General features: G+C 41.2%; 1 protein-coding gene. It reads right to left on the bottom strand.

The window, feature by feature from the left end; translation table 11 throughout:
* Positions 1-491: 491 nt before the first annotated feature.
* On the bottom strand, positions 492-1,062 hold a 571-nt coding region (locus KPX09_RS05385; RefSeq protein WP_249549319.1), incomplete at its 5' end, for an exodeoxyribonuclease III.

Below are 1,062 nucleotides of genomic sequence, written 5' to 3'. Positions count from 1 at the left end.
TTGCTGCACAATCTCCCTAAAGATTTGCCCTGAAACAGGGAGCACCCTAAAATATTATATAATCTTTACCCGTCTTAATTAGGAGCATCAACCTACTTCAATCAACCCCACCACATGGCTCACCCACAATCCACATGAATATTCTCACCAGTCGTCCCTCTTTCCAAATCACTCGCAAAAACAACGCTCTCCCCACATCAGAGTAGTATGGCACCGCAACAGCGAATTGTAGCTATTCCACGTCGGTACATAATGAAAAATCACTGAATCCCCAAAAGCAGCCGAAGGTCTAATAGCCATGCAGGAACAGCATTAACTCGCCGCTGATGACTCCCTAATCAACCGCCAAGCACTGAACATATGCCTCAAAAGCTGCATTATACATACCTATCACATTGTAATAAGGCACCACCTTTGAAATACCCCACTATTATACGTATCAAAGCCACAAAGAGCATAAAGAAGTATAATTAAACAGACATGTACACACATTAAACATCTATGTCGCACATCACCAATGCATGATCTGAAGGAGTATCCCAACCTCTAACCTTCGATAGTATAGAACAATTGAGAACTTTATCAGCAACTTGAGGAGAAGATAGTAAACCGTCTATTCTAAGACCTCTATTATTCTGCCATCCCCCTTCTCTGTAATTCCACCAACTAAACTCTTTTCTATCAATACCAACAAAAGTGCGAAAAATATCCACTATGCCGTTATTTAGAATTTCTCTGAATTTAGCACGCTCTAAAATATGAAAGCACAGCCTGCCATCAAGAGCCTTAGGATCGTGCACGTCTATCTCTTCAGGTGCAACATTAAAGTCACCCCCCGCAATGAGTAAGTCCTCAGTTTTCACAATGTTTAATAATCTGTCCTTTAAATGTTCTAGAAATTTCAATTTATAGAAGAAAGTATCAGATTCTACTTCCTGCCCGTTGGGAACGTATACGCTCACTACCCTTATTCTCTTCTTACCAGCGCACTCCAGCGTACACTCTATATATCGTGATTCCTCGGAAGAATAACTCCCAGCGCATTGTAGTTCTTTCCCTTCG

Source organism: Anaplasma phagocytophilum (assembly GCF_023476575.1).
Taxonomy (GTDB): domain Bacteria; phylum Pseudomonadota; class Alphaproteobacteria; order Rickettsiales; family Anaplasmataceae; genus Anaplasma; species Anaplasma phagocytophilum_A.
This window is presented reverse-complemented; position numbering and strand designations above follow the sequence as displayed.